Consider the following 26653-nt stretch of genomic DNA (forward strand, 5'->3'; position numbering starts at 1 on the left):
CCTCCTCGATCCCGCAGCAAGCAAAAGCCGTCTATACAGACGGCTTTTAGCGTTAGCAGAGTATAGGATCAAGCGCCCTGGCGCTTGTCCTCAACCTTCCACTTACCGCCGTCGTAGAACGCCTTCCAACCGGTCGGCTTACCGTCCACTTCGGACTGCACGTACTGCTCCTTGGTCTTGCGGCTGTATCGGATCACGGCTGGGCGACCATCCGGGTCCTTCTTCGGCGCCTCACACAGGAAGTGGTACTTAGGATCAATCTCGTCCTTGTGCGGCACGATTTCCAGCACCAATGGTGCGCGGGTCTCGCGGTTTTTCGGGAACTGGCTGGCGGCCAGGAACAGGCCCGAAGCACCATCACGCAGGATGTAGGTGTCGTTGACCTTCTCGCACTTGAGTTCGGGCATCTTCACCGGGTCCATCTTCGGCGGCGCCGCATCACCGCTTTTCAGCAGTTTGCGGGTGTTCTTGCACGTCGGGTTGGTGCAACCGAAGAACTTGCCGAAGCGGCCGGTCTTGAGCTGCATCTCACTGCCGCACTTGTCGCATTCCAGGCTCGGGCCTTCGTAGCCCTTGATGCGGTAGCTGCCCTCTTCGATCTCATAGCCGTCACAATCCGGGTTGTTACCGCAGATATGCAGCTTGTGCTTCTCATCGAGCAGATAGGCATCCATCGCCGTGTTGCAGATCGGGCAGCGGTGCTTGCCACGCAGTACCAGCGATTCGGACTCCCCCTCGTCGTCGGCGGCGATTTCATCTCCCGGCACCAGGTTGACGGTGGCCTTGCAGCGCTCTTTCGGTGGCAGGCTGTAACCCGAGCAACCGAGGAAAACGCCGGTGGAAGCGGTACGGATCTGCATCGGACGGCCGCAGGTCAGGCACGGGATGTCGGTCATCACCGGCTGGTTCGCGCGCATGCCGCTCTCGGGGCTTTCGGCCACTTCGAGTTTCTTCTTGAAGTCGCCGTAGAACTCGTCCAGCACGTTTTTCCAGTCGCGCTCGCCCTGGGCCACGTCATCGAGGTTCTCTTCCATGCCGGCGGTGAAGCCGTAGTCCATCAGGTTGGAGAAACTCTCGGACAGACGCTCGGTGACGATATCGCCCATCTTTTCCGAATAGAAACGACGGTTGTGCAGGGCAACGTAGCCACGGTCCTGGATCGTCGAGATGATCGCGGCGTAGGTCGAAGGACGACCGATACCGCGTTTTTCCATCTCTTTCACCAGGCTGGCTTCCGAATAACGCGCCGGCGGCTTGGTGAAGTGCTGGGACGGGTCGAGCTTGATCAGCTTCAGCGTATCGCCCTGGGCCATGTCCGGCAGTACATCGTCGTCGCCCGGCTTGGCGATCTGCGGCATCACGCGGGTATAGCCGTCGAACTTGAGGATACGGCCCTTGGCGCGCAGCTCGAAGTCGCCAGCGCCCACACTGACGGTGGTGGACAGGTATTGCGCCGGCAGCATCTGGCAGGCCAGGAACTGGCGCCAGATCAGCTCGTAGAGGCGCTCAGCGTCGCGTTCCATGCCGCTCAGCTTGCTTGGCTCGGTGTTGGCGTCGGAAGGACGAATCGCTTCGTGAGCCTCCTGGGCGCCCTCTTTGCTGCTGTAGACGTTCGGCTTCTCCGGCAGGTACTTCTTGCCGAACTCACTTTCAATATAAGTGCGCGCCATGGCCACCGCGTCTTGCGACAGGTTGGTGGAGTCGGTACGCATATAGGTGATGTAGCCAGCTTCGTACAGACGCTGGGCCATCATCATGGTCTTCTTCACCCCGAAGCCCAGGCGGTTGCTCGCGGCCTGTTGCAAGGTAGAGGTAATGAACGGTGCCGACGGCTTGCTGCTGGTCGGTTTGTCTTCACGCTTGACGATGCTGTAGCTGGAAGCCTTGAGCTTTTCCAGCGCGGCCATGGCCTGGGCTTCGTTCAGCGGCTTGAACGCCTCGCCTTTCTCACGGGCCACTTCAAAGCGCACGTTGGCGCCCTTGGCAGTGCCCAGGTCGGCGTGGACTTCCCAGTATTCTTCGGGGTTGAACGCACGGATCTCACGCTCACGCTCCACCACCAGCTTGACCGCTACCGATTGCACACGGCCGGCGGACAGGCCGCGGGCGATCTTGGCCCACAGCAGTGGCGAGACCATGTAGCCCACGACGCGGTCGAGGAAACGACGGGCCTGCTGGGCGTTGACGCGGTCAATGTCCAGCTCGCCCGGCTTGGAGAAGGCTTCCTGGATGGCTTTCTTGGTGATTTCGTTGAACACCACACGCTTGTAGCGGCTGTCATCACCGCCGATGGCTTCCCGCAGGTGCCAGGCAATGGCTTCCCCTTCGCGGTCCAAGTCCGTTGCGAGATAGATGGTGTCAGCATCCTTGGCGAGCCGACGCAGCTCTTCGATGACCTTTTCCTTGCCCGGAAGGATTTCGTACTTGGCCTTCCAGCCATGTTCCGGATCCACCCCCATGCGCGAGACCAGCTGCTTGCGCGCTTTCTCTTTAGGGCTGAGCACCGGACCTTCGCCCGCGGCCGCCTTGCCGCGCTTGGCGGCAGGCTCCTTGCTGGCGCTAGCCGAACCGCTGGTGGGCAGGTCTCGGATATGGCCGATACTCGACTTCACCACGTACTCGTTGCCCAAGTACTTGTTGATGGTCTTGGCCTTAGCCGGGGATTCCACAATGACCAGCGATTTGCCCATGGATCGGAAAATTCCTGAATTCGAGAAGTGAAAGGCAGTTGGCGCCTGACGCGGCAACGCTATATATAGTGGCAACAAGGTGAGGTCAAGCGCAGCATTCTGCGCGGCCTGCCGTTATTGCCCTGAAAAAAGACTGGGTTCGGCCTGGACCAAAGCAAAGCGCGGGACCTGCTCGCCGTCAACTTCGACGGTCTCGAGGAACATGCTCAAGGGGCGCACCCAAAAGCCGTAATCGCCATACAGTGCTTGGTAGAACACCACTTCTTCTTCGGTCTCGGAATGCCGTGCCACGCTGAAAACGCGGTACTGCGGACCTTTATAATGTTGGTAGAGCCCTGGTTCGACTTTCATGCTCTGGCCCCCTTACAAAATTTGTTGAAAAAAAATATTAAAAATTCCAAAAAACAAAAACCGGGGCACTGGGCCCCGGCTTCCGTCAACTCAACGCTTAGACGCGTTCGAAGACGGTGGAAATGCCTTGGCCAAGACCAATGCACATGGTTGCAACCCCGAGGTTACCGCCATTTTGCTTCATCACGTTAAGCAAAGTGCCGGAAATACGCGCACCGGAGCAACCGAATGGGTGGCCCAGGGCAATCGCACCGCCGTGCAGGTTAACCTTCTCGTTCATCTTGTCGAGCACTTTCAAATCTTTCAGCACCGGCAGGGCCTGTGCAGCGAAAGCTTCGTTGAGTTCGAAGAAGTCGATATCGGAGATGGTCAGGCCCGCACGCTTCAAGGCTTTTTGTGTCGCCGGTACTGGACCATAGCCCATGATTGCGGGGTCCACACCCGCCACGGCCATCGAACGAATCACCGCCAGCGGCTGGATACCCAGGTCCTGGGCACGCTGCGCCGACATCACGATCATGCACGAGGCACCATCGGTGATTTGCGACGAAGTACCCGCCGTCACGGTGCCGCCCTTCGGATTGAAGGCAGGCTTGAGGGCCGCCAGGCTTTCCAGGGTGGTGTCCGGACGAATGGTTTCGTCGTAGTCGAACAGTTTCAGGAAACCGTTCTCGTCGTAGCCGTTCATCGGGATGATTTCATCCTTGAACTTGCCTTCCACCGTTGCCTTGTGGGCCAACTGGTGGGAGCGCAGGCCGAACGCGTCCTGGGCTTCACGGGTAATGCCGTGCATCTTGCCGAGCATTTCCGCGGTCAGGCCCATCATGCCCGAGGCTTTTGCCGCGTACAGCGACATGTGTGGGTTGGGATCGACGCCGTGCATCATGCTGACGTGGCCCATGTGCTCCACGCCACCGACCACGAACACATCCCCGTTACCCGTCATGATCGCCTGGGCGGCCGTGTGCAGGGCGCTCATCGAGGAGCCACACAAACGGCTGACGGTCTGGCCGGCGGCCGTGTGCGGGATCTGGGTCATCAGCGACGCCATGCGCGCGATGTTCCAGCCCTGCTCCAGGGTCTGGTTGACGCAGCCCCAGATCACGTCTTCGACTTCGTTCGGGTCGACCTTGACGTTGCGCTCCAGCAATTTGCTGATCAGGTGCGCCGACATATCTTCAGCGCGGGTGTTGCGGTGCATGCCGCCCTTGGAGCGGCCCATCGGTGTGCGACCGAAGTCGACAATCACGACGTCTCTTGGATTCAAGCTCATAAATATTCTCGCTCTAGTCGTCTGGGCACTTAACCGAAGAAGCTCTGGCCATTCCTGGCCATCTCACGCAGCTTCGCGGTCGGGTGGTACAGCGGGCCCAAATCAGCGTATTGATCAGCCAGGGCAACGAATTCGGCTACACCGATCGAGTCGATGTAACGCAGCGCACCACCACGGAATGGAGGGAAACCAATACCGTATACCAGGCCCATATCGGCTTCGGCAGCGGTCTCGACGATGCCGTCTTCCAGGCAACGCACGGTCTCCAGGCACAGGGCGATCATCATCCAGTTGACGATGTCCTCGTCGGACACCTCACGCTGTTCATAGATGACCGGCGCAAGCACCTCGTGGACCGACGGGTCAGCGACCTTCTTCTGCTTGCCCTTCTTGTCGGTCTCGTAGGCGTAGAAGCCCTTGCCGTTTTTCTGACCCAGGCGCTTGGCCTCGTAGAGCGCGTCGATCGCCGAGCGCCGGTCGTCTTTCATACGGTCCGGGAAGCCTTCAGCCATCACGTCGCGGCCGTGGTGGCCGGTATCGATGCCGACAACGTCCATCAGGTACGCCGGGCCCATGGGCCAGCCGAATTTTTCCATGACCTTGTCGATGCGCACGAAGTCCACACCGGCGCTGACCAGCTTGGCGAAACCGCCGAAGTACGGGAACAGCACGCGGTTGACCAGGAAGCCCGGGCAATCATTGACCACGATCGGGTTCTTGCCCATTTTCTTGGCGTAGGCAACGGTGGTGGCGATGGCCAACTCGCTGGACTTCTCGCCACGGATCACTTCCACCAGCGGCATCATGTGCACCGGGTTAAAGAAGTGCATGCCGACGAAGTTTTCCGGACGCTTGAGCGCCTTGGCCAGCAGCGAGATGGAGATCGTCGAGGTGTTGGACGCCAGGATGGTGTCGTCTTTGACCTGCGCTTCCACTTCAGCCAGTACGGCTTGCTTGACCTTCGGGTTCTCGACAACCGCTTCGACCACCAGGTCGACATGGCCGAAATCGCCGTAGGACAGCGTAGGACGAATGCCGTTAAGCACTTCAGCCATTTTCGCAGCGGTCATGCGACCTTTATCAACGCGGCCCACCAGCAGCTTGGCGGCTTCCGCCAGGCCCTGCTCGATACCGTGTTCGTTGATGTCTTTCATCAGGATCGGCGTGCCTTTGGACGCCGACTGATAGGCGATACCGCCACCCATGATGCCGGCACCGAGTACGGCTGCCTGTTTCACGTCCTTGGCGACTTCGTCGTAGGCCTTGGCCTTTTTCTTCAGTTCCTGATCGTTCAGGAACAGGCCGATCAGGCTCTGGGCAGCAGAGGTCTTGGCCAGTTTGACGAAACCCGCCGCTTCCACTTCCAGGGCTTTGTCGCGACCGAAGTTCGCGGCCTTCTGGATGGTCTTGATCGCTTCAACCGGCGCCGGATAGTTCGGACCGGCCTGGCCGGCCACGAAACCCTTGGCGGTTTCGAACGACATCATTTGTTCGATGGCGTTGAGCTTGAGTTTTTCCAGCTTTGGCTGACGCTTGGCCTTGTAGTCAAATTCGCCGCTGATGGCGCCTTTGATCAGGTTCAGTGCAGCTTCGGCCAGTTTGTCCGGGGCAACCACAGCGTCGACGGCACCGACTTTCAGCGCGTCTTCAGCTTTATTTTCCTTACCCGCGGCGATCCACTCGATGGCGTTGTCGGCACCGATCAGGCGCGGCAGACGCACGGTACCGCCGAAGCCTGGGTAGATGCCCAGCTTGACTTCAGGCAGACCGATCTTGGCAGTAGCCGACATGACGCGGAAGTCTGCGGCCAGGCACATTTCCAAGCCGCCGCCCAAGGCGATGCCATTGATGGCGGCAACGGTCGGCACGTTGAGGTCTTCGAAATCGCTGAAAATCTTGTTGGCTTCGAGGTTGCCAGCCACCAGCTCGGCATCGGGCAGCTTGAAGTTGTCGACGAATTCGGTGATGTCAGCGCCGACGATAAACACGTCCTTGCCGCTGGAGACGATCACGCCCTTGACCGAAGCATCTGCTTTGATGGTGTCTACGGCCTGACGCAGTTCGTTCAGGGTTAGACGGTTGAACTTGTTGACGGACTCACCCTTGAGGTCGAATTTCAATTCGACGATGCCACTTTCAAGAGCCTTAACCGTGATGGCTTTACCTTCGTAAATCATCAACTGATCTCCACGATATGGAAGCTGAACAGTACACACCGGACGCTGGCCTCTGGTTAGACATTGATCATTTCGTCAATGCTCACCCCAATGCGCCAGGCACACCCGCCAATGCGATAGTCGGGATTCTGTATGAGACGTCTGACAGACAAACGCTCAATTCATACGCCCGTTTGATTTGGGTACGTCACCTTCATCCAATTCCAGGCAATTGTCAATCGCTCGAAAGGCTAGGAAAAACGCGACTTTCCAGTCATTTCAGAACCCCCGCCCCAGGCCTGCGCCTCGTCAATATTTCAATATTCACGAAATCAATAATCAAAAAAGTGCGGGAAAACGCTGTACAGATCGGGATATGCCGCTAGGCTAGCGACAACCGTAACGCGCCTGGATGAACATCCGACGCATGAAACACAGATTTACCGGCCTGCCTGGCCAACTCCAGCCCGATGATGATGTCGGGCTTTTTATTGCCTATGGTTTACCCGAAGGCCTCATGCCAGGGCCTTGAGCACTTTATCAATGGCCTGCAAGTCACTCGCCTCGCCCTTCTCACCCCAGTACAAAGTGACCATCTGACGATCCGCCTCGACTTTATAGACGTTGGCCGGCAGCGTTGCGAAATGCGGCAACAGCTTCTCATCGACGCACACCTCCTGCCACTGATTGACCCACACACCCGGCTCCAGCTGCCAGTAACTCCAGGTGTCTGGCGTACGGCCACGTCGTGGCCGGTGGTACTGCGCGCAAGGGCTCGGCGGCTCCTGCTTGAGCCAGTGCGGCCACTCCTGAGGTGCCAGTTGCATGGCCAGGCCGATGCGTCGCGCCTCCATGCGCAGGGCCATGCGCCCGCTCTGGTGGCGCGACGGGCGCAGCCATGCCAGGGGGCTCAGAACCACCACAAGGATTGACACCACTATCCAGACCGTCATATGTGTACTCCCGAATTTCTAGATGAGCGGATTTGATCTCACGCAACCCTATCCGCTTGAAAGCAGCCATACTGAATCTATTGCAGTCCCCCTAGAGGAACGCCTCATGCCCTACCAACATATTCTGGTCGCTGTCGATCTGACCGAAGAGTGCGATCCAGTGATCAAGCGCGCGCAGGAATCCGCATTGGCCAATGGTGCCGTACTGTCGCTGGTGCATATCGTCGAGCCCATGGCCATGGCCTTTGGCGGTGACGTGCCGATGGACCTTTCCCAATTGCAGCAACAACAATTCGACCAGGCCAAGGAGCGTCTGGACCGTTTGATTCTCAAGTACCCGCACCTGAAAAAGGAAGACTGCCACCTGACCTACGGCCAACCTCGCCAGGAAATCCACCACCTGGCCAAAGAAAAGGGTTGTGACCTGATCGTGGTCGGTAGCCATGGCCGTCATGGTTTGGCGCTGTTGCTGGGCTCCACGGCCAATGACGTGCTGCATGGCGCGCCGTGCGACGTCCTGGCGGTAAGGCTGGTCAAAAGCTCGTAAGCCCCCTCCCACATTTTGAATCGCATTTCATATGAAAAACCCGGTGTTCATCCAAATGAACACCGGGTTTTTTTATGCATCTGGATCAATCAGGCATCCAACTCAGCCCAACGCTCAACCAGCGCTTCCAGCTCCTGGTTCAACGTCTCCAGGGAAGCGATGACCTTGGCGGTTTCCGCCGCCGGGCGCAGGTAGAAACCCGCGTCGGCCATTTGCGCTTCCACAGCCGCGATCTGTTGCTCCTTGGCCTCGATATCACCCGGCAAGGCTTCCAGCTCACGCTGAAGCTTGTAGCTGAGCTTCTTCTTGGCCGCCGGGGCAGCTTCCTGGGCCGGGGCAGCGGCCACCGGGGCGACAACGGCGGAGGTCAGGTCGGCCTTGCCGGACTTGCTCTCGGTCACGCCCAGCAGGCGCGGTGAACCACCCTGACGCAGCCAGTCCTGGTAACCACCGACGTACTCACGCACCTTGCCTTCCCCTTCGAAGACCAGGGTACTGGTGACCACGTTGTCGAGGAATGCCCGGTCGTGGCTGACCATCAGCACAGTGCCGTTGAAGGTCAGCAAGACCTCTTCCAGCAGTTCGAGGGTTTCCACATCGAGGTCGTTGGTCGGTTCGTCGAGTACCAGCAGGTTGGCCGGCTTGCTGAACAGCTTGGCCAGCAGCAGGCGCGCGCGCTCACCACCGGACAAGGCCTTGACGGGTGTGCGGGCACGCTGCGGGCTGAACAGGAAGTCGCCCAGGTAGCTCAGCACGTGGCGACTCTGGCCGTCGATGTCGATAAAGTCGCGACCTTCGGCAACGTTGTCGATCACGGTCTTTTCCAGGTCCAGCTGGTGACGCAACTGATCGAAGTAGGCCACGTCGATGCGGGTGCCCTCTTCCACGGTGCCGCTGGTCGGTTGCAGGCCGTTGAGCATCAGCTTGAGCAAGGTGGTCTTGCCGGTACCGTTGGCGCCCAGCAGGCCGATACGGTCGCCGCGTTGCAGGACCATGGAGAAGTCCTTGATCAGGAACGGACCGTCCGGGTGATGGAAGCTGACGTTTTCCAGCACCATCACTTGCTTGCCCGACTTGTCGGCGGTATCCAGCTGGATATTGGCCTTGCCGGTGCGCTCGCGACGTTCGCTGCGCTCGACGCGCAGGGCTTTCAGGGCACGTACGCGGCCTTCGTTACGGGTACGGCGCGCCTTGATGCCCTGGCGGATCCAGACTTCTTCCTGGGCCAGTTTCTTGTCGAACAGGGCGTTGGCGGTTTCTTCGGCGGACAGTGCGGCTTCCTTGTGCACCAGGAAGCTGGCGTAGTCGCCGTTCCAGTCGATCAGGCCACCACGGTCCAGTTCGAGGATGCGCGTGGCGAGGTTTTGCAGGAAGGAACGGTCGTGCGTGATGAACAGCACGGCACCCTGGAAATCCTTGAGGGCTTCTTCCAGCCAGGCGATGGCGCCGATGTCCAGGTGGTTGGTGGGTTCGTCGAGCAGCAGCAGGTCCGGCTCGGACACCAGCGCCTGGGCCAGCAACACCCGGCGACGCCAGCCGCCGGACAATTCGGCGAGGGTCTTGTCGGCCGGCAGTTGCAGGCGGCTCAGGGTACTGTCCACCAGTTGCTGCAGGCGCCAGCCGTCGCGGGCTTCGAGGTCTTGCTGGACGTGCATAAGCTTGTCCAGGTCTTCTTCGGTGACGCAGTTCTGCGCCAGGTGGTGGTACTGCGCAAGCAACTCACCAACGCCGTCCAGGCCTTCGGCAACCACGTCGAACACGGTCCGTCCGTCGGCCACCGGCAATTCTTGCGGCAATTCGCCGATCTTGAGGCCCGGGGCACGCCACACAGAGCCGTCGTCGGGCTTCTGGTCGCCTTTTACCAGCTTCATCATGCTGGACTTGCCGGTGCCGTTGCGGCCGATGATGCACACCCGCTCACCACGGGCGATCTGCCAGGACACCTTGTCCAACAACGGCATAGCGCCGAAAGCAAGGGACACATCGCTGAATTTGAGCAGGGTCATACGCTTCTCCAAAAACTGGGCGCGCATTCTACCTGACTTGAGGGCTGGATGCGGTCGCCATTTTCTCTGCTGATACGTTCTGTAGGACATTTCCGGCGATCTTCAACCAACCGGCCGGCAAAGCTTTCACCGGCCGCTGGCAAAAGGCTAAGCTAGGGGCAATCAGTGTCGGCGGTGCCGGCGCTAGTCGTGATTTCTCTGCACGGACGTCTCATGCGCAGTCGCCTTTTCAACTTTTTATCTTGTCTGCTTCTTTCCGCCACTGCCGTTCAATCCGCGCAGGCCGTGGACCTCACCACTCAACGTCAATATTACGATGAAGCCAAGCGTGCACTGGCCAAGGGCGATACCGGCCCCTACATGCAATACAGCCAGGCCCTGGCCGACTACCCGCTGACGCCCTACCTGGCGTACGACGAGCTGACCGCCCGCCTGAAGACCGCCAGCAACGAGGAAATCGAACAGTTCCTTGCGAAAAACGGCGACCTGCCCCAGGCCAACTGGATGAAACTGCGCTGGTTGCGCTGGCTGGCCGATCGTGGTGATTGGCAGACCTTTGAAAAGTACTACGATGCCAAGCTCAATTTCGTTGAATTGGACTGCCTGCATGGCCAGTTCCAGCTCACCCACAATTTGAAAGCCGAAGGCTACAAGACCACCGAAAAACTGTGGATGACCGGCAAATCCCAGCCCGCCGCGTGCGATGCCACCTTTAGTCAATGGGCCGCCGACGGCCAGCTCACCGAGCAAAAAATCTGGGACCGCGCCAAGCTCGCTGCCGAAGCGCGCAACTACGCGCTGGCCAACAGCCTGGTGAAAACCCTGCCGACCCTCGGCGCCCAAGGCCGCCTGATGGTCGACGTGGCGCAAAAGCCCGACATGCTCAGTGATCCTTCGCGCTTCCTGCCGGCCACCGAAGCCATGTCTGACGCCGTGGGCCTGGGCCTGCGCCGCCTGGCTCGCCAGGACCCGGACAAGGCCATGGCCCTGCTCGACGGCTATGCCAGCAGCATGCACTTCTCCCGTGACGAAAAAGTGGCGATCGCTCGTGAAATCGGCCTGACCCTGGCCAAGCGCTTCGATCCACGCGCCCTTGAGGTGATGACCAAGTACGACCCCGAACTGCGCGACAACACCGTGTCCGAATGGCGCCTGCGCCTGCTGCTGCGCCTGGCCCGCTGGGAAGATGCCTATCAGTTGACGCGAAAACTCCCACAAGACTTGGCCACCACCAATCGCTGGCGCTACTGGCAGGCCCGCAGCCTGGAACTGGCCGAGCCGAAAAACCCGCAAGCCCTGGTGCTGTACAAGAACCTGGCGAGGGAGCGGGATTTCTACGGTTTCCTCGCCGCTGACCGCTCCAAGGCGCCGTACCAGTTGATCAACAAGCCGCTGTTGATGAGCCAGGCGCTGATCAACAAGGTGCGCAACACCCCCGGCGTGCGCCGTGCCCTCGAGTTCTATGCCCGTGGCCAGGTGGTGGACGGTCGCCGCGAGTGGTACCACGTCAGCCGTCACTTTGACCGTGACGAAATGGTCGCCCAGGCCAAGCTGGCCTATGACATGAAGTGGTACTTCCCGGCGATTCGCACCATCAGCCAGGCTCAGTACTGGGACGACCTGGACATCCGCTTCCCGATGGCCCACCGCGACACCCTGGTGCGCGAAGCCAAGGTACGCGGCCTGCATTCGAGCTGGGTGTTCGCTATCACCCGCCAGGAAAGCGCCTTCATGGACGACGCCCGCTCCGGCGTCGGTGCCAGCGGCCTGATGCAACTGATGCCCGGCACCGCCAAGGACACCGCGCGCAAGTTCAGTATCCCCCTGGCCTCACCCGCCCAGGTACTGGACCCGGATAAAAACATCCAGCTCGGCGCCGCCTACCTCAGCCAGGTACACAGCCAGTTCAACGGCAACCGCGTGCTCGCCTCCGCCGCCTACAACGCCGGCCCCGGCCGCGTGCGTCAATGGCTGCGCGGCGCCGACCACCTGAGTTTCGACGTGTGGGTGGAAAGCATTCCGTTCGATGAAACCCGTCAATATGTACAGAACGTGCTGTCTTATTCGGTGATCTACGGACAGAAGCTCAACTCACCACAGCCGCTGGTGGATTGGCATGAGCGGTATTTTGATGATCAGTGACAATGGCTGACGAAAAGCCTGTTGTGGCGAGCGGGCTTGTTGTGGCGAGCGGGCTTGCCCCGCGTTGGGCTGCGAAGCGGCCCCAATAAGGCCACCGCGTTTCCCCCCATTTTTGCAATACTGATTAACGGGCGATGTGGTTGGCTTGCTTAAATCTATCCGGCGTCTGTTTGGGGCTTGCCCCAGCGCCACGATGAGAGTCGCGCCTGACGATCCTTAAAAGCCCGTCGGCTTCTGAAGCCGATTTTTATGTCAGGATCTTCGCCAGGCCGGTAGGCCGTTCACGTCATCCGTTGTTCAGCTATCGCAAAACCTGAAGGGTGAATTGTGGTACTGCAACAACCGCAGGGTCAGGCGTTCAAGGCGTCTGGCCCTGCTTCATATTGCGCATGGTGAGCCGCTATCGCCCAAGCGATACGCGCCAGTTTGTTGGCCAGGGCACAGGCCACCACATTCGAGTGTCGTCGGCGCAGCAGCGCTCGCACCCAGTCGGCCAAAGCCCCCTTCTGATGATCCAGCCTCTGCATGTAAACCCTGGAGCATTGCACCAGCAGTTGCCGCAGGTGCTTGTCACCCCGCTTGCTGATCCCCAACAAATTGGCTTTGCCGCCCGTGCTGTACTGTCGCGGCACCAAGCCCACTGAAGCCGCAAAATCGCGACTGCATCGGTATTGCTTGCCATCGCCCATTTCTACAGCCAGAAGGCTGGCGGTGATCGGACCGACACACGGCATGCTAAGCAAACGGCTCCCCAGATCATCGTCGGCCAGCTGGCAAGCCAGTTGTTTGTCCAGTTCCTTGATCTGTTCATCCAGGTAAACGAAGTGATCGTGCAGGCGTTGCAACAGCACTGTCAGCCGCACAGGCAGCTCATGCTCGGCCAAAACAGCTGCCAAACGCTTCATGATGGCTGAGCCTTTGGGCAGGCTGATGCCAAATTCCAGCAGGAAACCGTGCATCTGATTGGCTGTCTTGGTGCGGTCATGCACCAACGACTCGCGCATGCGATGCAGGACAGACAGGGTTTGCTGAGACTCGGTTTTAGGCGTAACGAAGCGCATGGACGGACGGGAAGCCGCCTCGCAAATGGCCTCTGCGTCGATAAAGTCATTTTTGTTGCCCTTGACGAAAGGGCGGACAAACTGCGGTGAAATCAACTTGGTCGTATGCCCCATCGCCGCAAGCTGACGGGCGATGAAGTGAGAGCCGGCACAGGCTTCCGTTACCACGACGCAGCTCGGCAAGTTGCCGAAGAACCGCATCATCTGCGCTCGCGAGAGCTTTTTGCGAAACACCTCGCGGCCCGATTTGTCTTGGCCCAGAAGGTGGAAATTATGTTTGCCGAGATCGATCCCGATCAGCGCTGACTCGCTCATGATGATGGCCTCCAAAAACAAAACACCCTGCGAAAGCGTAGCCCTCGCAGGGTGTGGGGGTGACCATCTCATTAGCCCGCTGAACCGGTAACGGTCAGCGGGCTTTTTGTGCGCGGCTGTTTAACTGTGGGTGTGCTCCCGGCTGACCGGAGGCAGTTCAACCGTGCGCTCGGCCGCGGCCAGGGCCGCCCTCAACCCGGCCTGGTCCAGCGGCACGCAATACGCCGGTTTGGCGCGCTCGAACCGCCAGCTTTCATCCAGGTTGCCGGCGTCCACGGCATCGAAGCCCAGCTCGTCGAGTAAGCCGATCACCTGGGCTTTCGCGCCAGCATCATCGGCGGCCACCGGCAATGCGCGGCGGTCAGGGGCACCGTGGGGGCGGGCGTGCTCGGTCAGGTCGGTCGCGAAGATCGCATTGAACACCTTGACCACCTTCGAATGGGAAAAATGCTCGGCGAGCAGCCGGCTGGTGGTGGTTTCAAAACGGTCGAGCGCGGGGAAATGCCCGTCACGCTCGGGGTAGTAGTTGTTGGGATCCAGTATTGTCTTGCCCTCCAGCCACTGCGCGGGAATGCTGCGGTAATGCTCAAACGGAATCGCCACCAGCACCACGTCACCGAACTGCGCGGCATCTTGCGCACTGCCCACTTTGACGCCGCGAATACCGCTGAGCACGCTGCTCATGGTCTGCGGGCCACGGGAGTTGCTCAGCATCACCTCATGGCCGGCAGCTAAAGCCAGCTGGGCCACGGCACGCCCGATAAAGCCCGCGCCAATCACGCCAATCTTCATGGTCTTGCTCCTTTTGAACAGGGGAGCCGTTATGATGATTGGCAACTGTTTGGCGATAAATAATTGTTATGGCGTGGGTGTTGTTACTGGGAGTAGGGAATGATGGACCGTCTATCCAGCATGAATGCCTTTGTGGTCGCCGCCGAGTTGGGCTCATACGCCCGCGCTGCCGAGCGCTTGAACATGTCGGCGCAGATGGTGGCCAAACACGTTGCCGCGCTGGAGCAGCGCCTGGGCGCGCGCTTGCTCAATCGCACCACGCGTCGACAAAGCCTCACCGAGTTGGGCAGCGCGTATTACGAGCGGTGCAAACATATCCTGACAGAGGCCGAGGCGGCTGATTCCCTGGCGCAGATCATGAATGACACGCCGCGTGGCAAGCTGAAAATCACCGCGCCGGTCACTTTCGGCTCCTACAGCCTGATGCCGCTGATTACCGCTTTTTTGCGCGATAACCCCCAGGTGCAAATCGACCTGCACCTCACGGATCGTTTCGTCGATTTGGTGGAGGAGGGCTATGAAGCGGCGTTTCGCATCGGCCCGCTGGCCACCACCGGTTTGACCGCGCGGCCACTGGCGCCTTACCGCCTGGTGGCCTGCGCGGCGCCGGCGTACTTGGCGGCCCGCGGCATGCCGCTGGCGCCGGCCGATCTGGAGCACCATGAATGCCTGGGCTACGCCTTCTGGTCACGCCCCGCGGATCGCGAATGGGTGTTTTACCAAGGCTCGACACCGCACACAGTGAAGGTCGCCAGCCGGTTGCAGATCAATGAAAGCCGGGCATTGATGACAGCCGCGCTGGACGGTTTTGGCATCGTCCTGGGCCCGGAAGACTTTCTGCACGCGGCGTTGGCCAGGGGTGAGTTGGTGCAGGTGCTGCCGGACTTCGAGGCTCCCAGCCGGCCAATGCATCTGGTCTACACCGCCCACCGCCAGCGTACCGCCAAGTTGCGAGGGTTTGTCGAGGCGGTGCTGGAGCGTTTCGGCCCGGCATGAGGGCGAAGAGGTGCAAACGCCGGGGTGTTGCGGGTACGCCTGAAGCGACCGGCCGTCGCGTGCGCTTTTTGAGGCGAGTGGGTTCAGCAACCTGACAGACACCACCTGTTAAAAAAGAACCCAGGCCATGCAGGAGCGCGGCTGGAACCAGGGGGCATTTTTTACTGATACAGGTGTTGGGTGTTAGCGCCCGAGGGGTTTGTATGTTGTTACGTTATGCAGCATTGGCGGCCATGGTTGTCGCCGCATCCGGGTGTGTGCAAGAGCGTGTCGTGCATGAGCGGCGCCCGGTGCAACGTGAGTATGTCGAGGTGGTCGCGCCACAGCCGCCGCCGGTTCAAGTGATTGAAGTCGAGCCTGCGCCACGCTACGGCTATATATGGTCGCGCGGTTACTGGCGTTGGGACGGTGGGCGCTACGTCGCGGTGCATGGCCATTGGGAGCCTGTGCGCGAAGGCTATCGCTACGTGCATCCGCACTGGGTGCAACGCAATGACGGTTTCCACTGGCAGGTGGGTGGCTGGGTTCGCTGAAGCCCTGCCTAGGTCGGCTTCTTCGTACCCAGGAGCCGAACCTCCCGCAACAGTGCCGCCCCCAGTTGGTCGGTGCCCAGTTCCCGATAGCCCACGGCCTTGACCTCACCGTTTTCCTCGGCCTGGATGAGGATCACCGGGGTTTCCTTGCCGGTCGTTTCATCCACATGCATGGCGTACTGGGGAATATCCACTTTGATCGGGGTGCCCGCCGCCTGGCCTTTGACATTGATCAGGAAGGCGGCACACCCGCTGTCGACATCCGCACTCGTGGCGGAGCGGCCGCTGACAAAGCAGGTGGGCGGCAAGTCGGGCCAGGCGATGGTGTCAGCCAGGACGAGGGTCGGCGTCATGACCAGGGCTGCGAGAAGAAGCGTGCGCACGTGAGGCGTTCTCTGGATCAAGGGAAGATGCGGTTTTACCAAAGCCTGCTCGCTGCCGCAACGCGGCGATCGCGGGTGGGCCGCAGGGTCTCCAGTACCCGCCCCCACTCCACGATTGCCTGGGCCGCTTTCTGGATGTGGGTGAGTCCGAACAGGTCAAACCCTGGACCGAACTTCACTCACACCCTTCCATCGGGTTCCCAGCGATACAAACCATGGCCGAGCGCAGTGCCGGTTTATTGCACCACGCGGTAGCACGGCACATAGGCCGCGCCGCCTGGCAGCTTCATGCGGTGCTGGGCGACGAAGGCCTGTAGCAGCTCGTCCAGCGGTTGCATGATGGCCGGGTCGCCGTGGATCTCGTACGGGCCGTTCTGTTCGATCAGGCGAATGCCCTTGTCCTTGACGTTACCCGCCACGATCCCCGAAAACGCACGACGCAGGTTGGCCGCCAGCTCATGGGGCGGCAGCGCGTGGCTCAGTTGCAGGCTGGCCATGTTTTCGTGGGTCGGGTCGAACGGGCGCTGGAAGCCTTCGTCGATCTTCAACAGCCAATTGAAGTGAAACGCGTCGTTGCGCTCGCGCCGGAACTGCTTCACCGCCTTGAGCCCGGCGGTCATCTGGCGAGCCACTTCGGCCGGGTCATCGATGATGATCTGGTAGTGCGCCTGCGCTGCTTCGCCCAGGGTTGCGCCGACGAAGGCGTGCAGTTGCTGCAGGTACGGCGCGGCGTGTTTCGGCCCGGTGAGGATGACCGGAAATGGCAGGCCACGGTTGTCCGGGTGCATCAAAATACCCAGCAGGTACAGGAACTCTTCGGCCGTGCCGGCACCGCCTGGGAAGATGATGATGCCGTGGCCGACGCGCACGAAGGCTTCCAGGCGCTTCTCGATATCCGGCAGGATCACCAGCTCGTTGACGATCGGGTTCGGCGCTTCGGCGGCGATGATGCCGGGCTCGGTCAGGCCCAGGTAGCGCCCGCCGGTGATGCGTTGCTTGGCGTGGGAAATGGTCGCGCCCTTCATCGGCCCTTTCATTACGCCGGGACCGCAGCCGGTGCACACGTCGAGGCTGCGCAGGCCCAGTTCGTGGCCAACCTTCTTGGTGTATTTGTATTCTTCGGTGTTGATCGAGTGCCCGCCCCAGCACACCACGATCTTCGGCTCGACACCCGGGCGCAGCGTGCGCGCATTGCGCAGCAGGTGGAACACGTAGTCGGTGATGCCCTGTGAGTTGCTCAGGTCGATGCGCTGGCTGTCCAGTTCGTTCTCGGTGTAGACGATGTCACGCAAGGCGCTGAACAGCATCTCGCGGGTGCTGGCGATCATTTCGCCATCGACGAACGCATCGGCCGGCGCGTTCAACAGTTCCAGGCGTACGCCACGATCCTGCTGATGAATGCGCACTTCAAAGTCTTTATAGGCGTCGAGGATGGTTTTGGCGTTGTCGATATGCGCGCCGGTATTGAGGATGGCCAGGGCGCATTGACGGAACAGGGTATAGATGCTGCCGGAGCCGGCTTCGCTCAGTTGCTGGACTTCACGTTGGGAGAGTGTTTCGAGGCTGCCCTTGGGGCTGACGGAGGCGTTGATGACTTGACGTTGGGGCATTCTGGTTCCTTGAAAGCGCAGCCACCGCGCCCTTCAGCGGGGCGATGGCTTGAGAATGGTGGGCGCCGAATTCGGTCGCACGAGACGGTTATTCTGGCCGCCTCGCGGGCAGGGCGCAAACACCGTCCAGCACCATCATGCCGCAGAACTTACTGAATCAGCTTCCAGTTTTTGTAGAAAACCCGACGCAGGGTGAATACCAGGCCGGCAAAACCCGCGATCACGGCGTTGAGGACCGAGGGCAGCAAGGTCGGCCGCACGATATCAATGAACAGGCAGTAACGTTTTGCGTCGTTCTTGTTGAAGGACGCATGCATCAACGTGTCATCGAAAATAAACAGCGGGTCGTCGTGCCAGTAATGCTTGTGCTTGCCGACCTGGATATACACGCCGTCATGGTGAGGCGCCGGCGCCATGTTGTAGAGCACCCGGAACATCATGCGCAGGGGCCCGAAGTGAAAGGACGTCGAGCGGTTTTCGTTGAACACCGAAACCCCGATGGTCTTCACGAACGGCAGCTTTTTACGCAGTTCCGGGATGTCCAGGGTGGTTTCGATCGGGCGGCCATACCACTGGAAAAACAGCATGCCGCGTTTCTTCTCGGCCATGCGCTCGTCCAGGTAGCCGATGATTTCATCCTTGTGGGCCATGGCATCGTTGATCACCTGTTGCAGGTCTTCACGCCAGGCGGGCGGCAGGTCGCGCATCGTGTAGACATGGCGATTGCGGCTGCTCAGCAGGTCGAACAGGGTGTTGAACGGCGCCAGTAGCCAGGTATTGCGGCCGCTGCCGATGAAGTATTTCTTGAAGGTATCGCGGTCATACAAGCCGTTACGCAGGAAGTCATAGACACCGCAGACCAGTACCAGGCCGAGGAAGACCGCCGTGGTCAGGGGGAACAGGAAAATAAACAGCAGCACGCCGAACACCCAGGCGATCGACACTGCTTTCTTGCGTAACGCGGACTTGCTCATGAAACTCAGCTCCAGCTGGACGCCATTCGACAGGTACGGTTCCGTGGCTGCGAGTGGTGGGGTTTTGAAACATATTGAAACAACCCCGCCATGATAAGGCGTTATCAGTCGGTTGGGCGTTTTAAATATTGCAAAATTGTGAAGGGATTGAACAAATTTTCACGAATAGCGTTTGCTGCGAAAACGGCGCAGGACGCGTGGCGATACCCCGAACGTTAGCAGGGATGCGCAGAAAAGCGCGGCGCCGATTGGATTTTGTAAACAGAAGATTTGCGACTATCGTGACGCTTCGGTTTTTTGGACGTCATAGACCGGTACGATTGAAGTTGAATGGCCACCATTGGCCTTCGGCACCTTGGAAGAGGCAGAAATTTTATGATCATCAAACCGCGGGTTCGTGGCTTCATCTGTGTGACCGCTCACCCTGTTGGCTGTGAAGCGAACGTCAAGGAACAGATCGACTACGTGACTCAACACGGCGTCATCGAAGGCGGCCCGAAAAAGGTGCTGGTCCTCGGTGCTTCCACCGGTTATGGCCTGGCCGCGCGCATCAGTGCCGCGTTTGGCTGCGGTGCCGACACCCTGGGCGTGTTTTTTGAGAAAGAAGGCGAAGAGGGCAAGTTGAGCTCCGCCGGCTGGTACAACAGCGCCGCGTTCGAGAAGTTTGCCGTCGAAAAAGGCCTGTACGCCAAGAGCATCAACGGTGATGCGTTCTCCGACGAGATCAAGCGCCTGACCATCGACACCATCAAGAAAGACCTGGGCAAGATCGACCTGGTGGTCTACAGCCTGGCCGCGCCACGCCGTACCGACCCGCAGGGCGTGGTGCACAACTCCACCCTCAAGCCGATCGGCAAAGCCGTGACCCTGCGTGGGATCAACACCGACAAGGGCGTCGTGGTCGACACCACCCTGGAACCGGCGACCCAGGAAGAAATCGACGGCACCGTGAAAGTCATGGGTGGCGAAGACTGGCAGCTGTGGATCGACGCCCTGCGTGACGCCGATGTACTGGCCGAAGGCGCCAAGACCACTGCGTTCACCTACCTGGGTGAGAAGCTGACCCAGGACATCTACTGGAACGGTTCCATCGGCGAAGCCAAGAAGGACCTGGACAAGAAAGTCCTGACCCTGCGCGACAACCTGGCTGCGCTGAAGGGCGACGCTCGTGTGTCGGTACTCAAGGCCGTGGTGACCCAGGCCAGCTCGGCGATCCCGATCATGCCGCTGTACCTGTCGTTGCTGTTCAAGGTGATGAAAGAGCAGGGCACCCACGAAGGTTGCATCGAGCAGGTCTACGGCCTGTTCAAGGACAGCTTGTACGGCAGCCAGCCGAAGCTCGACGCCGACGGCCGCCTGCGCGCCGACCTGGCCGAACTGGAGCCGAAGGTCCAGGACGCCGTGGCAGCACTGTGGAACCAGGTGACCGACGACAACGTCAACGAGATCAGCGATTTTGCCGGCTACAAGGCTGAGTTCCTGCGCTTGTTCGGCTTTGAGATCGATGGCGTGGACTACGAGGCTGACGTGAATCCGACCGTTAAGATCAACGGCCTGGTCCAAGCCTAAACACGCTCGAAAAAAATGTGGGAGCGGGCTTGCCCGCGATCGCGGTTTGTCAGTGCTGGATGTTTCGGCTGACACCCTGCAATCGTGGGCAAGCCCGCTCCCACATTCGTTGTGTGTTAAGCCTTTGCCGCTGCCGCCATCGATCTGCCAGACTCCATCGGCTATCAACTCACGCTAACGGAGGATCTGATGACGATTCGTGCAGTCGTTTTTGATTTTGGCGGTGTCCTGTTCGATTGGAACCCGCACCACCTGTACCGCAAGCTGATTGCCGACGATCACGAACGGCAGTGGTTCCTCGACACCATCTGTACCCAGGCCTGGAACACCGAGCAGGACGCGGGTCGTACCCTGGCCGAGGCTACGCGCAGCCTGATCGCGCAATACCCCCAGCACGAAACCTTGATCTCGGCCTATTACGACCGCTGGCATGAAATGCTGCGCGGCCCGTTACCGGAGGGCGTGGCCATTCTCGAGGCGTTGCATCACGCCGACATGCCGCTGTTCGGGCTCACCAACTGGTCGGCCGAGACGTTCCCCTATGCGCGGGCCAACTACCCGTTCCTGCAGTGTTTTCGCGACATCGTGGTCTCCGGCGAGTTGAAGCTGATCAAGCCGGATGCCGCGATCTATCACGCCAGCCTCGCCCAGGTGCGTGCTCATCTGCCGGATATCCAGCCGAGCGAAGTGGTGTTCATCGACGACGTCGCCGGCAATATCGAGGCGGCTGTCGCCTTGGGTTGGCAGGGCATTCATCATGTGTCCGCCGAACGCACGGCCGCCCGCTTGCGGGAATTGGGCGTGGGCTTCTAGCGCGCCCACTGTTCCATGACGAAATCCACAAAGGCGCGCAACTTGGGCAGGCGATAGCGGTCCTGGGGGTACAGCAGGTGCATGGGGCGGCTGGGCAGTTGGTAGGTGGTCAATAGGGCCACCAGCTTGCCGGTTTGCAGGTCGGGCTGCACCAGGGCATCCGGCAGCATAACGATGCCCATGCCTTGCACTGCGGCCTGGCGCAGGGCTTGCGAGCTGTTGATGGTCAACGAGCCCGATACTGGAATCTCCACCTCGCCCTCATCCCCGGTCATGCGCCACAGTTTGTCGGCGTTGCGCCAATCGTCGGTCGACGGGTAGGCGAATGCCAGGCAGTCATGCTGTTGCAGATGCTCGGGCACCTGTGGCATGCCGTGTCGCGCCAGGTAATCCGGCGAGGCGCACAGGGTCATGGTGTAATCCTGCATGGGCCGTGCGATCAAGCTTGAGGGTTCCAGTTCACCCAGGCGGATCGCCACGTCGAAACCGCTGTCGACCAGGTCCATGCGCTGGTTGCTGAGCACCACGTACAGCTTGATCTGCGGGTAGCGCCGGGAGAACTCGCTCAAGGCCGGTGCCAGGCGTTCGGTGCCGAAGGCGGGGGGCGCCGTGATGCGCAGGGTGCCGCGGGGGACGTCGCTGTGGGCCTGTTCGGCCAATTGCTCGGAGTCGGCCACCAACCCCAGCACTTCCAGGCAACGCTGGTAATACTGCCCACCGAACTCCGTCAGGCTTTGCTTGCGCGTGGTGCGCTTGAGCAGGCTGACTCCCAGCCGTTGCTCGAGCGCGCGCAGGTGGTTGCCGACCATGGTGGTCGACATTCCGCAGGCGTGGGCGGCGGCGGTCATGCTGCCGCTCTCGACCACTTTCACATACACCGACATCGCCTGGAATAAATCCATTATCAAGCCCTGGTTCAAAGTCATTGCAGGAAAGTGCAGTTTATCCAGCTCAGGTGGCTAACGATACTGGGATCGTCCCCACGATGCCCTGGAGCTTGCCACCATGACCGCCGCCTGCCTGATGACCACCTACCAACCCCTGGCCCTGAGCTTTACCCGTGGCTTGGGCACGCGCCTGTGGGACCAGCAGGGGCGTGAATACCTGGACGCGGTGGCGGGCGTGGCGGTGACCAACGTTGGGCACTCCCACCCAAAACTGGTAGCAGCCATCAGCGAACAGGCCGGCTTGCTGTTGCACACCTCCAACCTCTACAGCATCGACTGGCAACAACGACTGGCCCTGCGCCTGACCCGGCTGTCCGGCCTGGACCGCGCCTTCTTCAACAATTCCGGTGCCGAAGCCAACGAGACGGCACTGAAGCTGGCGCGCCTGCATGGCTGGAAAAAGGGCATCGAGCAGCCGTTGGTGGTGGTGATGGAAAACGCCTTCCACGGCCGCACCCTCGGCACCATGGCTGCCAGTGACGGACCGTCGGTACGCCTGGGCTTCCAGCGTTTGCCGGGGGATTTTCTCAAGGTGGGTTTTGGCGACCTGGCAGCCCTGGAGGCGCTGACTCAGCAGTTCGGCCCGCGTATTGCCGCTGTCCTGTTGGAGCCTATCCAGGGCGAAAGCGGCGTGATGGTCGCGCCGCCGGGTTATCTGAAAGCCTTGCGCGATCACTGCTCGCGCCATGGCTGGCTGATGATGCTCGATGAAATCCAGACCGGCATCGGACGTACTGGCGCTTGGTTTGCCTTCCAGCATGAAGGCATTGTTCCGGACGTGATGACCTTGGCCAAAGGCCTCGGCAACGGCGTACCTATCGGCGCGTGCCTGGCTCGGGCTCACGTGGCCGAGCTGTTCACGCCGGGCAGTCACGGCAGTACCTTTGGCGGCAATCCGCTGGCGTGTCGCGTCGGCTGCACCGTGCTCGACATTATCGAAGAGCAGGGGCTGTTGCAGAACGCCGCGCAACAGGGGGAGCGCCTGCTGGCGCGGTTACGGGTGGAATTGAATGAGCACCCGCAAGTGCTGGCGATTCGCGGGCAAGGCCTGATGATCGGGATCGAGTTGGCCAGCCCTTATCGCGACCTGGCCCAGCGTGCCGCCCAGGAGCATGGGCTGCTGATCAATGTGACGCGGGGCAAAGTCATTCGGCTGCTGCCGCCGCTAACCCTGGAGGCCAAGGAGGTCGAGATGATCGTGCGCGCCATCACGCGTTTACTGGATTGAAATGGGATCTGATGCCCGTCAGTTAAGCGTACATCGCCAGCGGGCTTGCTCGCGAAAAACGTCAACGATAGCGCGTGCTTCCTGAATGGACGCGGCGCCTATGAGTTTTTCGCGAGCAAGCTCGCTCCTACAAAAAACCTTGACGGACTGGCCCCCCCACACAACGGATCCCGGTGATCTTCAACGGTCACTCCCATTCAACCACTCCTGGTTCATCGTCTCGGTGTCGCCCAAGTACTCCAGCAACCAACGCATGGCGGGGGACACCTTGTTCTGCGCCCACGCCACGCACGACGGGCTGGCGGGGAAGGGGCGGCTCAATTGCAGGGCCACCAGCTCACCGCGTTCGATCCAGGGCAGCACTTGATGCGCTGGCGCCATGCCAACGCACAGGCCATCGCGCAGGCAGTCGATCGCCGAGGCCCAGTTAGGCACCACCAGGCGGCGCTGGTTGTCCAGGGTCCAGGTGTCGCGCTTGGGCAGGTTGCGTGACGTATCGGTCATGCACAGCGAGGCGAAGGGGCGCAGTTGGTCGTCATTGAGCAAGCCTTTGATGCCGGCGAGCGGATGCTGGCTGCTGACCACGCACAGCCAGTTCAACAGCCCCATGTCGCGAAAGGTGAAGTGACTGGCCACCGGCACCGCGCTGGTGGCGCCGATCACAATGTCGGTACGTTCATCGGCCAGGGCGTCCCACACGCCGTTGTACACCTCGTATTCCAGCAGCAATTCCACCTCGGGAAACTGTCGATAGAAATCCAGCACCAATTGCCGGCAACGCTGGGGTTTGACGATGGAATCCACCGCGACCTTCAACTGGCCGCTCCAGCCATTGGCCACCTGCTGGCACAAGCGCCGTGTACCGAGCATTTTTTTCATCACGCCCCGCGCTTCATCTATAAATAGACGGCCAGCGGGGGTGAGTTCGACATCGCGATGGCGCCGCACAAACAACGGCACGGCCAGCCACTCTTCCAGTTGGCGCACCGTATAGCTGATGGCCGATGGCACGCGGTGCAGTTCCTGGGCCGCAGCGCTGAAGCTGCCGTGACGCGCGACCGCATCAACCACATCCAGGGAGTATTCGGACCACATACACACTGCCTTCAAAAATATTGATAGATGTGTCCAATTATTATCGCTTCACAGGGATGTTACCAGCTTCATAATGGGCAGTAGTCAGCAAATAGTTTGATGGCAGGATCTATAAGGCTTCAATGAAAAACTCTTTTGGTTTCACCTGGTATCTGGCGGGGCTGAGCATGCTCGGTTACCTCGCCATGGACATGTACTTGCCGGCGTTTGGCGCCATGGGCGAGCAATTGCAGATCGGCGCCGGCGCGGTGGGCGCCAGCCTGAGTATTTTCCTCGCCGGCTTTGCGGTGGGGCAGTTGCTGTGGGGGCCGTTGTCTGACCGACTCGGGCGCAAACCGATCCTGGTCACCGGCCTGAGCCTGTTCGTGCTGGGCTGCGCGGGGATGTTCTGGGTCGAGACGGCGCCGCAGCTGCTGGCCTTGCGTTTTATCCAGGCGATTGGCGTGTGTTCCGCCGCGGTCAGTTGGCAGGCCTTGGTGATTGACCGTTATCCGGCTGACAAAGCCCACCGTGTATTCGCCAGTATCATGCCGCTGATGTCATTGTCGCCCGCCCTGGCCCCGCTGTTGGGCGCGATGGTGTTGAATCACTTTGGCTGGCAGGCGATTTTCGCGGTGTTATTGGGCGTCTCGCTGCTGTTGCTGCTGCCTACGTTATTCCTACGTGCCTTGCCCAAACGCCCTGCCGCAGAGGGCGAGCCTGCGCGCCTGGGCTACGGGCAGTTGCTCGGCTCTCGGGTATTCACCGGCAACGTCATGATCTTTGCGGCGTGCTCGGCCAGTTTTTTCGCCTGGCTGACCGCGTCGCCCTTCATCCTCGGTGACATGGGCTACAGCCCCAATGACATCGGCTTGAGCTATGTGCTGCCGACCCTCGCCTTCCTGGTCGGTGGCTACAGTTGCCGCAGCGCCTTGCAGCGTTTCCAGGGCAAGACACTGTTGCCGTGGTTGTTGGTGGCCTATTGCATCAGCATGGTGGCGTTGTACCTGGTCGCCACCTTGACCGTGCCGACCCTGACCACCTTGCTGATCCCGTTCTGCCTGATGGCCCTGGTCAATGGCGCCAGCTATCCGATCGTGGTGGCGAATGCGCTGATGCCCTTCGCAGAAAATTCCGGCAAGGCCGCAGCGCTGCAAAACACCCTGCAATTGGGGCTGTGCTTTCTCAGCAGCCTGGTGGTGTCGTCGATGCTCGAGCAGCCGCTGTTGATCACGGCGCTGGTGATGCTGGCGACTGCGCCGTTGGCGGTGCTGGGTTACTGGCTGGCGCGGCCGAAAGCGGGCCGCTCGGAACTGGTAACGGATCTGAAACTGGAGTGACACTGCGTTTCAGTCTGTGGGAGGGAGCGAGCCCCCTCCTGCATTTGACTCCCCCTAGAAGGTCACTTCCATATTCACCGTCGGCGTCGATGTGCGGCTGCCCCGGCCGCCATCCACACCGAATTTGTTATGCCAGTACTCGTAGCCCACCCCAAGGTACAGGTTCGGCTTAACACTTTTACCCGGCCGCACCGCCACCATCAGCGCGGTGCGCAGCAAGGTTTCGGCTGCGGTATCGCGGCCGTGGAAGTCCTCGCCCTTGTCTCCGACGTGGTTGATGAACCCCTGGAACCTGGCCCCGTGGTTGCCGATCTCGAACGGGCGCATCCAGGTCAGGTTGAGCAGGTAAGTGTCGTCAAACGTGTGGTTCGACTCTTTCGCGCCGGGAATGCCGGTGTGGTTCCGTTCCTTGTAGTACATCAGGCTCAGGTCCAGCACGCCGAAGGTGTTGAACTTCAAGGTCGGGCCGAGCACCAGTGCGCGTTTCCTGGCTGAGGCGAAGTTGTTGTTGCGGTTGGCATCGAAGCCCAGGGTGAAGGCGTAATCCTTGATCAACCCGGTACCCAGCGGCGTATCGAAGACGCGAGAGGCATACAACTGGTGCCGATACACCGCGTACACCTCACTGCCGCCGTGGTCGGTGCCCTTGCGCGGGTCGCGGTTGTCGGACAGGAACACATCCAGGTTCAGGAAGTGACTGCCGTACTGGTAGCCGCTGGCGTGGGTAAAGCTGTAGATGCGTTTACTGAATGCATCGGGGTTGTTCGGATTGGTGAACTGCTGGCCGTAGCGAAATCCTACGCTGTTGTTCATCCATTCCATCGCGACGGCCTCCCCACCGCCGAGGAGCGTCAATGCCACGGTTGCGCCCTGTAGTGCCTTTTTCATGGTTTTAGTGTC

The 26653-nt window shown here is 60.4% G+C and carries 22 protein-coding genes; 8 read left to right on the forward strand and 14 right to left on the reverse strand.

The window, feature by feature from the left end; translation table 11 throughout:
* Window positions 1-68: 68 nt before the first annotated feature.
* From topA to A7317_RS07720, 5 genes are all read right to left on the reverse strand, one after another.
* Window positions 69-2690, reverse strand: a complete 2622-nt coding sequence (gene topA / locus A7317_RS07700; RefSeq protein ID WP_024074081.1) for a type I DNA topoisomerase — start codon at window positions 2688-2690, stop codon at window positions 69-71.
* Window positions 2691-2804: 114 nt separating this feature from the next.
* The gene (locus tag A7317_RS07705) at window positions 2805-3041 is read right to left on the reverse strand and encodes a DUF1653 domain-containing protein (protein WP_010212074.1); all 237 of its coding nucleotides are present in this window, start codon (window positions 3039-3041) and stop codon (window positions 2805-2807) included.
* Between the two features lie 97 nt (window positions 3042-3138).
* The gene (gene fadA / locus A7317_RS07710; protein WP_024074080.1) at window positions 3139-4314 is read right to left on the reverse strand and encodes an acetyl-CoA C-acyltransferase FadA; all 1176 of its coding nucleotides are present in this window, start codon (window positions 4312-4314) and stop codon (window positions 3139-3141) included.
* Between the two features lie 29 nt (window positions 4315-4343).
* Window positions 4344-6491, reverse strand: a complete 2148-nt coding sequence (gene fadB, locus A7317_RS07715; protein ID WP_069075500.1) for a fatty acid oxidation complex subunit alpha FadB — start codon at window positions 6489-6491, stop codon at window positions 4344-4346.
* 494 nt (window positions 6492-6985) lie between these two features.
* The gene (locus A7317_RS07720; protein ID WP_024074078.1) at window positions 6986-7423 is read right to left on the reverse strand and encodes a hypothetical protein; all 438 of its coding nucleotides are present in this window, start codon (window positions 7421-7423) and stop codon (window positions 6986-6988) included.
* 106 nt (window positions 7424-7529) lie between these two features.
* Here A7317_RS07720 and A7317_RS07725 point away from each other — a divergent pair, with 106 nt between their 5' ends.
* Complete coding sequence (locus tag A7317_RS07725) at window positions 7530-7970, forward strand: universal stress protein (protein WP_024074077.1); 441 nt, start codon at window positions 7530-7532, stop codon at window positions 7968-7970.
* An 89-nt stretch (window positions 7971-8059) separates the two neighbouring features.
* Here the strand turns inward: A7317_RS07725 and A7317_RS07730 are convergent, their stop codons facing one another.
* Entirely contained in the window at window positions 8060-9976 is a 1917-nt protein-coding gene (locus A7317_RS07730) for an ATP-binding cassette domain-containing protein (protein WP_024074076.1), read from the reverse strand.
* Window positions 9977-10189: 213 nt separating this feature from the next.
* Between A7317_RS07730 and A7317_RS07735 the strand changes: the two genes are divergently transcribed.
* Window positions 10190-12118, forward strand: coding sequence for a transglycosylase SLT domain-containing protein (locus A7317_RS07735; protein WP_069075501.1), 1929 nt, complete (start codon window positions 10190-10192; stop codon window positions 12116-12118).
* Window positions 12119-12468: 350 nt separating this feature from the next.
* Here A7317_RS07735 and A7317_RS07740 read toward each other — a convergent pair whose 3' ends face one another.
* Together A7317_RS07740 and A7317_RS07745 are read right to left on the reverse strand one after the other, a co-directional pair.
* A complete protein-coding gene (locus tag A7317_RS07740; protein ID WP_024074122.1) occupies window positions 12469-13494 on the reverse strand; it encodes an IS110 family transposase in 1026 nt (341 codons plus the stop codon).
* Window positions 13495-13614: 120 nt separating this feature from the next.
* Window positions 13615-14286: an NADPH-dependent F420 reductase gene (locus A7317_RS07745; RefSeq protein ID WP_069075502.1), complete on the reverse strand. Its 672-nt coding sequence runs from the start codon at window positions 14284-14286 to the stop codon at window positions 13615-13617.
* Between the two features lie 99 nt (window positions 14287-14385).
* Here A7317_RS07745 and A7317_RS07750 point away from each other — a divergent pair, with 99 nt between their 5' ends.
* On the forward strand, window positions 14386-15282 hold the full coding sequence (locus tag A7317_RS07750) for a LysR family transcriptional regulator (protein WP_069075503.1): 897 nt from the start codon (window positions 14386-14388) through the stop codon (window positions 15280-15282).
* 203 nt (window positions 15283-15485) lie between these two features.
* The gene (locus A7317_RS07755; protein ID WP_041160867.1) at window positions 15486-15815 is read left to right on the forward strand and encodes a YXWGXW repeat-containing protein; all 330 of its coding nucleotides are present in this window, start codon (window positions 15486-15488) and stop codon (window positions 15813-15815) included.
* Between the two features lie 8 nt (window positions 15816-15823).
* Here A7317_RS07755 and A7317_RS07760 read toward each other — a convergent pair whose 3' ends face one another.
* The 3 genes from A7317_RS07760 to A7317_RS07770 all read right to left on the reverse strand — a co-directional run bounded on the left by A7317_RS07760 (window position 15824) and on the right by A7317_RS07770 (window position 18782).
* Window positions 15824-16198, reverse strand: a complete 375-nt coding sequence (locus A7317_RS07760) for a hypothetical protein (RefSeq protein ID WP_024074126.1) — start codon at window positions 16196-16198, stop codon at window positions 15824-15826.
* Window positions 16199-16434: 236 nt separating this feature from the next.
* Entirely contained in the window at window positions 16435-17808 is a 1374-nt protein-coding gene (ppnN, locus tag A7317_RS07765; protein ID WP_024074128.1) for a nucleotide 5'-monophosphate nucleosidase PpnN, read from the reverse strand.
* Between the two features lie 149 nt (window positions 17809-17957).
* Window positions 17958-18782: an aspartyl/asparaginyl beta-hydroxylase domain-containing protein gene (locus A7317_RS07770; RefSeq protein ID WP_069075504.1), complete on the reverse strand. Its 825-nt coding sequence runs from the start codon at window positions 18780-18782 to the stop codon at window positions 17958-17960.
* Between the two features lie 375 nt (window positions 18783-19157).
* Here A7317_RS07770 and fabV point away from each other — a divergent pair, with 375 nt between their 5' ends.
* Both fabV and A7317_RS07780 read left to right on the forward strand, forming a co-directional pair.
* The gene (gene fabV / locus A7317_RS07775) at window positions 19158-20351 is read left to right on the forward strand and encodes an enoyl-ACP reductase FabV (protein ID WP_024074130.1); all 1194 of its coding nucleotides are present in this window, start codon (window positions 19158-19160) and stop codon (window positions 20349-20351) included.
* A gap of 189 nt (window positions 20352-20540) precedes the next feature.
* On the forward strand, window positions 20541-21164 hold the full coding sequence (locus A7317_RS07780) for an HAD family hydrolase (RefSeq protein WP_069075505.1): 624 nt from the start codon (window positions 20541-20543) through the stop codon (window positions 21162-21164).
* Here A7317_RS07780 and A7317_RS07785 read toward each other — a convergent pair.
* On the reverse strand, window positions 21161-22066 hold the full coding sequence (locus A7317_RS07785; RefSeq protein WP_069077374.1) for a LysR family transcriptional regulator: 906 nt from the start codon (window positions 22064-22066) through the stop codon (window positions 21161-21163). The two genes, A7317_RS07780 and A7317_RS07785, sit on opposite strands and share 4 nt — an antisense overlap.
* 103 nt (window positions 22067-22169) lie before the next feature.
* Between A7317_RS07785 and A7317_RS07790 the strand changes: the two genes are divergently transcribed.
* Entirely contained in the window at window positions 22170-23339 is a 1170-nt protein-coding gene (locus A7317_RS07790; RefSeq protein WP_024074133.1) for an aspartate aminotransferase family protein, read from the forward strand.
* A 180-nt stretch (window positions 23340-23519) separates the two neighbouring features.
* Here the strand turns inward: A7317_RS07790 and punR are convergent, their stop codons facing one another.
* Window positions 23520-24434, reverse strand: a complete 915-nt coding sequence (gene punR, locus A7317_RS07795) for a DNA-binding transcriptional activator PunR (protein WP_069075506.1) — start codon at window positions 24432-24434, stop codon at window positions 23520-23522.
* Between the two features lie 122 nt (window positions 24435-24556).
* Here punR and punC point away from each other — a divergent pair, with 122 nt between their 5' ends.
* Window positions 24557-25753: a purine nucleoside transporter PunC gene (gene punC, locus A7317_RS07800; RefSeq protein WP_069075507.1), complete on the forward strand. Its 1197-nt coding sequence runs from the start codon at window positions 24557-24559 to the stop codon at window positions 25751-25753.
* Window positions 25754-25807: 54 nt separating this feature from the next.
* On the opposite strand, the gene A7317_RS07805 is transcribed toward punC, so the two are convergent.
* Window positions 25808-26641: a nucleoside-binding protein gene (locus tag A7317_RS07805; RefSeq protein WP_069075508.1), complete on the reverse strand. Its 834-nt coding sequence runs from the start codon at window positions 26639-26641 to the stop codon at window positions 25808-25810.
* Window positions 26642-26653 lie beyond the last annotated feature (12 nt).

Origin of the sequence: Pseudomonas fluorescens, assembly GCF_001708445.1 — a bacterium.
Taxonomy (GTDB): Bacteria; Pseudomonadota; Gammaproteobacteria; order Pseudomonadales; family Pseudomonadaceae; genus Aquipseudomonas; species Aquipseudomonas gorinensis.